8 protein-coding genes are annotated in these 9,837 nt (G+C 62.8%); 1 reads left to right on the forward strand and 7 read right to left on the reverse strand.

Going from position 1 to position 9,837, the window contains the following annotated elements; genetic code table 11:
• Nucleotides 1-63: 63 nt before the first annotated feature.
• From EN749_RS22635 to EN749_RS22650, 4 genes are all read right to left on the reverse strand, one after another.
• Nucleotides 64-816 carry a DUF5131 family protein gene (locus EN749_RS22635; protein ID WP_023810743.1) on the reverse strand — a complete coding sequence of 251 codons (753 nt, stop codon included), beginning with the start codon at nucleotides 814-816 and terminating at the stop codon, nucleotides 64-66.
• Between the two features lie 155 nt (nucleotides 817-971).
• A complete protein-coding gene (locus tag EN749_RS22640) occupies nucleotides 972-1,940 on the reverse strand; it encodes a substrate-binding domain-containing protein (RefSeq protein WP_127267673.1) in 969 nt (322 codons plus the stop codon).
• Complete coding sequence (locus EN749_RS22645; RefSeq protein ID WP_128364007.1) at nucleotides 1,937-3,253, reverse strand: ABC transporter permease; 1,317 nt, start codon at nucleotides 3,251-3,253, stop codon at nucleotides 1,937-1,939. The genes EN749_RS22640 and EN749_RS22645 overlap by 4 nt, the downstream gene beginning before the upstream one ends.
• On the reverse strand, nucleotides 3,250-4,833 hold the full coding sequence (locus EN749_RS22650; RefSeq protein ID WP_128364008.1) for a sugar ABC transporter ATP-binding protein: 1,584 nt from the start codon (nucleotides 4,831-4,833) through the stop codon (nucleotides 3,250-3,252). The genes EN749_RS22645 and EN749_RS22650 overlap by 4 nt, the downstream gene beginning before the upstream one ends.
• Nucleotides 4,834-5,053: 220 nt before the next feature.
• Between EN749_RS22650 and EN749_RS22655 the strand changes: the two genes are divergently transcribed.
• The gene (locus EN749_RS22655; RefSeq protein WP_127267670.1) at nucleotides 5,054-6,073 is read left to right on the forward strand and encodes a LacI family DNA-binding transcriptional regulator; all 1,020 of its coding nucleotides are present in this window, start codon (nucleotides 5,054-5,056) and stop codon (nucleotides 6,071-6,073) included.
• Between the two features lie 32 nt (nucleotides 6,074-6,105).
• On the opposite strand, the gene EN749_RS22660 is transcribed toward EN749_RS22655, so the two are convergent.
• The 3 genes from EN749_RS22660 to EN749_RS22675 form a co-directional block, all read right to left on the reverse strand.
• The gene (locus tag EN749_RS22660) at nucleotides 6,106-7,107 is read right to left on the reverse strand and encodes an LLM class flavin-dependent oxidoreductase (RefSeq protein ID WP_127328151.1); all 1,002 of its coding nucleotides are present in this window, start codon (nucleotides 7,105-7,107) and stop codon (nucleotides 6,106-6,108) included.
• Nucleotides 7,108-7,175: 68 nt separating this feature from the next.
• Nucleotides 7,176-8,345 (reverse strand): AI-2E family transporter, encoded by a 1,170-nt coding sequence (locus tag EN749_RS22665; protein WP_128364009.1) that lies wholly within the window; start codon nucleotides 8,343-8,345, stop codon nucleotides 7,176-7,178.
• Between the two features lie 253 nt (nucleotides 8,346-8,598).
• The gene (locus EN749_RS22675) at nucleotides 8,599-9,660 is read right to left on the reverse strand and encodes an LLM class flavin-dependent oxidoreductase (RefSeq protein ID WP_128364010.1); all 1,062 of its coding nucleotides are present in this window, start codon (nucleotides 9,658-9,660) and stop codon (nucleotides 8,599-8,601) included.
• Nucleotides 9,661-9,837: the final 177 nt, after the last annotated feature.

Raw genomic sequence — 9,837 nt, forward strand, 5'->3', positions numbered from 1 at the left:
GCATGAACTCGCTCTGGCGTTTTGGAAGGTCGCTGCCAACAACCAAAGACAGGGCAACCTTTTCTAGGCGGTAGCTGACGGCATCTCATCGTAGATACGACCATTGAGCATACGACCGGCGGCTTTCTTATTATTGCCTCCCCACTGCTTGAAGAAGAATGCCGTGCCCGCGCGTCGGCACATCGTTTCGATCTCGTCGACCCAGTGAGGATTCATATCCCGTGCCCCTGGCCCGCTTTCACCGCCAACGATTGCCCATTGAATACCGGTGAGATTGGCACCGGCCACAGATCCAATCAACGGCTCTAGAGAAACGAACCGGATTGCTGCTGGCACTCGGCGAAGGTCATCGAGTCTGCCCAGCACTCGATGGTCTTCAACGCTGGTCCCGAGCCAGACATTCGGCAGAACGGGAAAGTCGCCACGCGTCAGAACCTTGGCCATGACTTCCGGGCGCTTCGTTAGAATCTGATAAGTATGCCGTGGCGTCTCTTCCATCACAGCCCATACCTGCCGAATGAAATCGGCTGGCACATCGACATGAAAGAGATCGGACATCGAGTTCACGAAGACGCGGCGTGGTTTTGACCAAGTTGCGGGGATCGACAGCGATTTCGGATCGGTGATGACTTTGCCGGTCCACTTCGCCCGGCCACCCGTCTTCCGTGTTAAGCCCTGGTACTTGTTCATGCCCATGGCATCTAGTCGTGCCGCCATGCGCATCGCGTAGCAGTTCGTACAACCGGCGGTCAGGATCGTGCAGCCGGCCACCGGGTTCCACGTCGCGTCGGTCCATTCGATCGAAGTCTCAGCCATAGGAAGATTCTCCTTCACGTTGACGTTAATTCAAGGTGATGAAGCTTCCGTTATCGAGTTCGACGGGTGAAGAGGTTCCGGCCATAGCCCACCAAAGAGCGGGAGAGCTATGGCCGAATTCTAAACACCGGAGCTACCTTCTCCGGCAATAGCATTCAGAGGCCGTTGTCCTTCAGCACCTGGGCGGCGTTTTCCTTGGTGATCTTCTCGGTCGGCAGAGTGATGGTCTTTTCGACCTTCTCGCCGTTGAGGAACTTGATCGCCTGGCGCAGGCCTTCGGCACCGGGAGTGACATAGGTGAAGGTCGCCGTCAGCTCGCCCTTGTTGACCATCTGCACGCCTTCGTTGGGCAGGCCGTCAATGCCGATGAACTTGATGTCCTTTTCGCGGCCGACATCCTTGGCGGCGAGATAGGCACCATAGGCCATCGGGTCGTTGTGGCCGTAAACGAGATCGATCTTCTCGTTGCTCTTCAGCGCGTTGGCCATCAGATTGTAGGCCTGGTCCTGCTTCCAGTCGCCCGATTGCTGGTCGAGCAGATATTTGATGCCCGGCTCCTTGTCGGTGAATTCGTGGAAGCCGTCATGGCGGTCATGCGCCGGCTGGGTGCCCATGCCGCCCCAGATCTCGACGACATTGCCTGCAGCCTTGCCCTTGCCGCCAAGCAGTTCGACGGCATATTCGCCGGCCGCGCGGCCGATCAGCGCGTTGTCGCCACCGACGAACTGCGTGTAGTCCTTGGTCTCGACATTGCGGTCGAGCACGAAGACCGGGATCTTGGCATCGATCGCCTGCTGCACGACGCCGGTCAGGCCGGCCGATTCCTTCGGTGACACCAACAGCGCATCGACTTCCTGGCGGATCAGGTTCTCGACATCGGCGACCTGCTTTTCGGTCTTGTCCTCGCCGTCGGTGATGATCAGTTCGACCTCGGGATGCTTGGCGGCTTCGGCCAGAATGTCCTTGTTGAACTGCGCGCGCCAGGGCTCGATGGTCGTCACCTGCGAGAAGCCGATCTTCCACTTCTTGTCCTGGGCGAAGGCATTGCCGGTGGTCAGCAGCGCGGTGGTGGTCAGCAGTGCCGCGGTCACGGCGGCAAGCTTCAACATGTCACGTCGTTTCATTTTTTGTTTCCTCCGAGATTGAGAGACGGTGTCTCTTGCGACGGCCGCTTTGCCGCGGCCGTTTCCTTGTGCGCCGATTGCCCGCCGGGCAGGCGCAGATAGGCCAGGAGATCACGGGCATTGCGCTCCTGCACGAGCACGGTGCCGATGATGATCATCCCCTTCAGCACCAGCTGAAGGTTCGAATTGATGTTGTGGAGCTGCAGGATGTTGGAGAGCAGACCGAAGATCAGCACGCCGCAGAACGTGCCGGTGAGGCTGCCGCGCCCGCCCATCAGGCTGGTGCCGCCGATGACCACGGCGGCGATGGCGTCGAGCTCCAGCCCGGCGCCGGCATCCGGCTTGCCTTGCCGGTACTGTGCGACATAGAGCACGGCGGCGATCCCGGCGAGCAGCCCCGAGACGGCATAGGTTGCGATCTTGACGCGGCCGGCGGCGATGCCGGAGAGGCGCGCCGCCTCCTCGTTGCCGCCGATGGCGTAGACGTAACGGCCGAACGGCGTGAAGCGCAGCACCGCTCCATAGATCAGGATGGCGCCGAGGAAGAACAGGCCCGGCATCGGGATGATGCCGAACACCAGCGAGCGCAGGATCTCGAAATCGGCGGTCGCGTTGGAGCCGGTATAGACCGGCAGCACCGCATTGTTCTGGCCGGCGGTCAACCGTGCGATGCCGAGCGCCGTCACCATCATCGCCAGGGTGACGATGAAGGGCTGCAGGCGCCCGGCAACGATGATGAAGCCGTTGAGCGCGCCGAACAGCAAACCAACGCACGGCGCCACCAGCAGCACGCCGAGCACACCGAATTTCGGCTCGATCTGCGGCAGCAGAAACCACAGCGACAGGCAGCACAGGACCACGCCGACGACGGCGGGCGTGACCAGGCCGCGAATCCCGTCCAGCTTGATCTCACGGAGGAGGTCGGCGCCGGCACGGGATTTTGCCAGGTTCTGGAAAATGAAACGGGTGACGACGAAACCGAGGCAAAGCGCCACCAGGGCGACGGTTGGCACGCCCAGCACGACGCCCGGCGTCACGCCTGGAACCGTCAGCAGCATGGCGCAGACCACCGAGCAGATGGCCATCAGCGAGCCGACGGAGAGATCGATGCCGCCGGTGATAATGACAGCCGTCATGCCAGTGGCGATCAGGCCGGTGGTCGACACCTGGCGCAGCACATCGAGCAGATTGCCGTAGGAGAGGAAGATGTTGTTGCCCTTCGAGCTCATCGGCGAGCCCAGGACACCGATCAGGAAGATGGCGATCAGGCCCCAATAGAGCTTGGTCCGGGACAGGAGTTTCAAAACGGTCATGCGGCTGGTCTCGATATGGTCCGGCGCGGGGCGGCGAGACGCATGATGGCCTCCTCGCTGGCCGCATCGCGGGAAAGAATGCCTGTCTGTCGGCCATCGGCCATCACCAGGATACGGTCGGAGAGATGCAAAAGCTCCGGCAGTTCGGAGCTGATGACGGCGATGGCGAGGCCGTCGCGCGCCAGCTTGAAGATCAGGTCGTAGATCTCGCGTTTGGCGCCGACATCGATGCCGCGCGTCGGCTCGTCCAGCAACAGCACCCTCGGCTTCGTCGCCAGCCATTTGCCGATGACAACTTTCTGCTGGTTGCCGCCCGACGGCGTCCCGGCGGGCTGGTCGATGTCCCGGCAGCGGATGCAGAGGGCCTTGACCGCCTGCCGCGCCAGCCCCTGCTCGCCGGCCAGCGAACGGATGCCGAAGCGGGCCAGCGACCCGACCAGCGGCAGCGCGACATTGTCCGCGATCGAAGCCTGAAGATGCAGGCCTTGCGTCTTGCGGTCCTCGGTCACCAGCGCAATGCCCAGCCGCCTTGCATCGCGGGGCGAGCGGATATCCACGGGATGGCCGTCGATACGGATTTCGCCGCCGGTGCGGCCATCGCTCGAGCCGAAGATCGCTTCCAGGATCTCGGTGCGACCCGAACCCAGTAGCCCGCCAATGCCGAGGATTTCTCCGGCGGCAAGATCGAAGCCGACGCCGTCGATCACCGTGCGCCAGCCATGGGCATCGGGCTTCGACAGCGACAGGTTTTCGACCGAAAGCACGATATTGCCACCGGAATGGCGCTCTTCCTGGGAGGAAGCGAGCAGGTTGCGGCCGACCATCGCCGAAATGATCGCATCTTCGTCGAGCCTGGCCATCGGCTCGGTCAGCATATGGCGTCCGTCGCGAAACACGGTGACGCGGCCGGCCAGGTGCATGACCTCGTCGATGCGGTGCGAGATGTAGACGATGGCGACGCCGCTGTCGGCAAGCTGGCGGATGATGCGGAACAGCCGCTGGCATTCGGCCGGCGAAAGCGCCGAGGTCGGCTCGTCCATGATCAGGATGCGTGCCGACATCGACAGAGCCTTGGCGATCTCGACCAGTTGCTGCTCGCCGACGCGCAGGGCGCCGACGCGGGCTTGCGGATCGAGTTCGATGCCGAGCCGCTGCAACAAAGCACCTGCCGCGCGGCTGCTCGCCTTGCGGTCGACGATCAGCCCGGCGATCAGCTTCTCGCGGCCGAGGAAGATGTTGTCGGCGACGCTGAGTTCGGGCACCAGGTTGAGCTCCTGATGAATGATGGCGATGCCGGCATCCTCGGCGTCGCGCACGCCGGCGAAGCTGACGGGGCGGCCATCGACGCTGACCGTGCCTTCATAGCCGGTATAGACGCCGGAGAGGATTTTCATCAGCGTCGACTTGCCGGCGCCGTTCTCGCCCATCAAGGCATGAACCTCGCCGCGACGCAGCTCAAAGCCGACATCGACAAGCGCGGCGATGCCGCCGAAGCTCTTGGAAATGCGCTCGGCACTCAGAACGATGTGCGACCGATCGGCCGCACCGTGCTCCGGTGAAAGGGAATTGCTCTCTTGCATGACAATGGCGGCCTCCCTTCCGTCGTCGTCAACTTCCCGCAAACGCTAATCTAAACGTTTCGATCATGTCAAGCCGATATAAGGTGCCGGGCGTTTGATGCAATTCGATTCTTGCTTAAAAGGACAGGATTCCGTACGTATTGGCCAGCAAGGGTGGCGAAACGTTTCGAAAATGACAGCGTCAGGGCAAAAAAGACACCGCAAATCCACCGCGCCCACCATGCTCCATGTGGCTGAAGCGGCGCGTGTTTCTGTCGCCACCGTTTCGGCGCTGATCAATGGCACGGCGACGGTCAGCCCGGAGCTTAGCCAGCGCATCGAGCAGGCGATCCGCGATATCGGCTACAAGCGCAACGCGATCGCCCGCAGCCTGAAGATGGGCACGACCCGCACCATCGGACTGACCGTGCCGCACATCACCAACCCGTTCTTCACCGATGTCGTCTCGGTCATCCAACAGGCCTTCGACCGGGCCGGCTATGCCGTCATGCTGTGCTGCACGGACGAGGACTTGAACACCCAGGACGACCAGATCAGGCTGCTGCTCGACCGCATGGTCGACGGGCTGATCGTGGCGCGCGTCGGCGACGGCGCGATCCTCAAGCGGATCGTCGACGACGCCAACGTGCCGGTCGTGCTGCTCGATCGTATCTGCAAAGGCATCGACACCGATGCCGTGGTGCTGGACAACCAGCGCGCGGTGTTCGACGCCATCACCTATCTGATCAATCTCGGCCACCGGCGCATCGGTTACATCACCGGCACCTCGGACATCTCGCCGATGCATGACCGCATGGCGGGATATCGCGAGGCGCTTCACGCCGCCGGCCTGCCGATCGCCGAGGAGCTGATCCGCTTCGGCAATTTCCACGAGATCGATGGCTATAACGAAACCATGCAGATGCTTTCCTCGCATGATCGTCCAAGCGCGATCTTCTCGGCCAACAATCCGATGGTGATCGGTACCATGAAGGCGATCCGCGACATCGGCCTGTCCTGCCCGGAAGATATTTCGGTCGCCTGCTTCGACGACTTTCCATGGTCCGACGTGTTCCAGCCGCAGTTGACCACGGTGGCCCAGCCCGTGCAGGCGATCGGCGAACAGGCGGCCAATCTGCTTCTCGATCGTCTCGCCGGCAACAGGGACGCGCCGCCGCGCAAGCTTTTGCTCAAGGGCAGGCTGATGATCCGCAATTCATGCCGTCCGCTCGGCGCGATTGCGCAGAGCGTGAGCGCGTAGCCTTCCCCCGGCGTAAGTCGTACCAGGATTTGTCAGGCCGCCTGCGACAGGGATTTGTGCGCGTCGGCCAGGATCTCGAACGATCGCACCCGTGCCGCATGATCAAAAATCTGCGCAGTGACCATCAGCTCGTCGGCACCGGTGCGGCGCACGAAGGCATCGAGGCCTTGCCGCACCGTTTCCGGAGAGCCGACGACGGCGCAGGACAATGCCTGGCCGAGCATTGTCTTTGCCATCGGATCGAGATCGCGGTCATAGTTCTCGACAGGTGGCGGCAGCCGGCCGGCCCGACCGGTGCGCAGATTGACGAAAGCCTGCTGCAGCGAGGTGAACAACAAACGGGCCTCCGCATCGGTGGGCGCGGCGAAGACATTGAGGCCAAGCATGACATGCGGCTTGTCGAGCTGCTCGGACGGCTGGAAGCGCGAGCGGTAGACATCCAGCGCGTGATCCAGCTCCGCCGGCGCGAAATGCGAAGCGAAGGCGTAGGGCAGGCCGAGCATGGCGGCGAGCTGCGCGCCGTAGAGGCTGGAGCCGAGGATCCAGACCGGCACGTTCTGGCCTTCGCCGGGCACGGCGCGAATCCGCTGGCCTTCCTCGGCCGGCTGGAAATAGCCCATCAGCTCGACGACATCCTGAGGGAAATTGTCGACCCCGGCCTCGAGATTGCGGCGCAAGGCACGGGCGGTGCCCATGTCGGTGCCGGGCGCCCGGCCGATGCCGAGATCGATGCGGCCCGGATGCAAGGCGGCCAGCGTGCCGAACTGCTCGGCAATCACCAGCGGCGAATGGTTGGGCAGCATGATGCCGCCGGCGCCGACACGAATGGTCTTGGTGCCGCCGGCGACATGGGCAATGACGACGGCGGTTGCAGCGCTGGCGATACCCGGCATGTTGTGATGCTCGGCCAGCCAGAAACGCTTGTAGCCCAGGCGCTCGGCATGGCGGGCAAGATCGAGCGAGTTGGCCAGCGACTGCGAGGCATCGCTGCCTTCGACGATCGGCGACAGGTCGAGAACGGAAAGAGCGGTCATGGATGGGATCCTGTGTCAGGACCGCATGTAGGAAGCATCCGGCGGCGCCGCAAATTCAAAAATATTGATCAGCCTTTGATAGCTTCGGGGTCGGCGATGTCGTCCTCCTCGACGACAACCGCGTGCTGCGCGGCGAGAAAATTGCCGAAATGGCTGAGCCCGTCGAAATGATCGCAGAATACCTTGATGACGACCAGCAGCGGCACCGCCATCAGGGCGCCAACGAAGCCCCACAGCCATGACCAGAAGGCGATGGCGATCAAGATTGCCACGGCGTTGATCTCCAGGCGCCGGCCGACCACCATCGGCGTCACGAACTGGCCTTCGACGATGTCGCACAAGATCACGAAGGCCGGCGCCAGAAGCGCGTAGAAGATGGTATCGAAGCTGATCAACGCCATGACCGTGACAAGCACGATGGTGATCAGCGCTCCGACATAGGGCAAGAAGTTGAGCAGCGCCGCGGCGGCTCCCCAGACCAGCGGATTGGGCATGCCGAGCGCCCACAGACCGAGAGCGATGACTGTGCCAAGGCCGGCATTGATGATGGTGACGGTGAGCAGATAGTGCGAGATTTCGCGCTCGACGTCATAGACGACGCGCAGCGCCCGTTTCTTTTCGCTGAGGCTGGCGAAGGACTGGATGATCTTTTCATAGAACATCGTCCCGGAGGCGAGCAGGAACAGCGACATCACGAAGATGATGGTCAGGCCTGTTCCGGCCGACAGGATGTTGCTGGCGGCCGCCGACAGGATGCCGGACTGCGCCATCGCCACCCTCTGGATGCCCGGCTCCTGCGACGTCTGGGTCAGTTGTTCGATCTGATGCGAAATCTGCATGATCTTCTCGAGCGGGCGGCGCAATTGCGCCAGCCGCTCGGCAAGTTGCTGGCCTATCGAAGAGGTGTTGTTGATGAGGTCGATGATCGGTCCGCTGAGGAGGTAGCCTACGCTGGCAAAGATGCAGATCGACAACAGCACCAGAAGGGTCGCCGAAATCACTTCGGAGATGCCGTGCCTGCGCAGGAGCCTAACGATCGGCGTCAGCGTCAGCGCCAGCAGGAAAGCCAGAATGACCGGCATGAAGAAAGCGCGAGCGAAGTAGAGCGCATAGATGGCCATGAACAGGAAAATGCCGACGAGCAGCGAGCGCATCAGATGCGTGTCGGCGCGGGCCGCAACGCGCGAATCCGATTCGTCGGCGATGGCGTGGCCCAAGGCAGCGGGTTCGGTTTTCATGCTCACCCTCGAGCCGGCGCCCTCGGCGGTCGGCTATTGCCTGCATGAACGCAGAGTTATGGGCGCAGGTTCCATGAGCCGGCTTCCGGAATGAGGCCCGTTTGCACGGGTCCGGAAATCAGAGGGCGCCGCAGCATCCAGGCCTGCACTCACGGCGTTGGAAGAAAGATTTGGCTTTCTTCCGAATGTCGTGGCGACGAGGGCGAAAAATCCGGTCCTTCACAAGGGTAGCAGCCAGCAGCCGACATTTCCGTCAGGCTGCCGGCGCGGTGACGGCTGTGGCAGCCCTGGCTGTTTCCTTGCGCACGATCGGCGCCACCCTGGTGCCGTAGAGTTCGATCGCCTTCATGATCTTGGCATGCGGCATGGTGCCGATCGCCATTTGCAGCAGGAATCGGTCATTGCCGAAGACCTTGTGCTGGGCGACGATCTTCTCGGCCACTTGCTCGGGACCGCCGACGAACAACGCGCCGTTCGGGCCGCGCGACTGGTCGAAATGCGCCCGCGACGTCGGACCCCAGCCGCGCTCGCGGCCGATGCGGTTCATCACCTCCGCCTGCGGGCCGTAAAAATCGTCGGCCGCCTGCTCGGTCGTCTCGGCGATGAAGCCGTGCACGTTGATGCTGGTGGCAAGGCCCCTCGGGTCGCTGCCGGCGCGCTTGGCGGCTTCGCGATAGAGATCGAACAGCGGCGCGAAGCGCGCCGGCTCGCCGCCGATGATGGCGAGCGCCAGCGGCAGGCCGAGCGCACCCGCGCGGGCGGCAGACTGCGGCGTGCCGCCAATGGCGATCCAGACCGGTAGCCTGTCCTGGAAGGGCCGGGGATAAACGCCGCGATCGTTGATCGGCGCGCGCAGATTGCCGGACCAGGTAACCTTCACGCTGTCGCGGATGGCAAGCAGCAGATCGAGCTTTTCGGCGAACAGTTCGTCATAATCCTCGAGGTTGTAACCGAACAGCGGGAAGGATTCGATGAACGAGCCGCGCCCGGCCATGATCTCGGCGCGGCCGCCCGACAGAAGGTCGAGCGTGGCGAACTGCTGAAAAACGCGCACCGGGTCATCGGAAGACAGAACGGTGACGGCACTGGTCAGCTTGATGCGCTTCGAGCGCTCGGCGGCCGCGGCCAGGGCCACGACCGGTGCGGAGGCGGCATAGTCGGGCCGGTGATGCTCGCCGAGGCCGAAGACGTCGAGGCCGACCTGATCGGCCAACTCGACCTCCTCGATCAGGTTGCGCAGCCGCTCATGCGGGCCGATGGCGCCGGGGCCCGGCTGCGGGCTGACGTCGGCGAAGGTGTAGAGACCGAGTTCCATCTAATGTCATCCTGGTGTTGGAATTTGCCGCTAGACGTAGCCATCCGCCAACCTCGCCGCCAGAGGCGCGACGGTGAACGGTGCATGTCGTTTTCGGTTCAATCTCTTCGTCGCAATTCCCAAGGGAAAGCGCTGCGCGCTTTTCCCGGGAAAACCGTTTCACACTTTCCCTGAAAT

It is taken from the genome of Mesorhizobium sp. M7A.F.Ca.ET.027.02.1.1, from assembly GCF_004022985.1.
Lineage (GTDB): Bacteria > Pseudomonadota > Alphaproteobacteria > Rhizobiales > Rhizobiaceae > Mesorhizobium.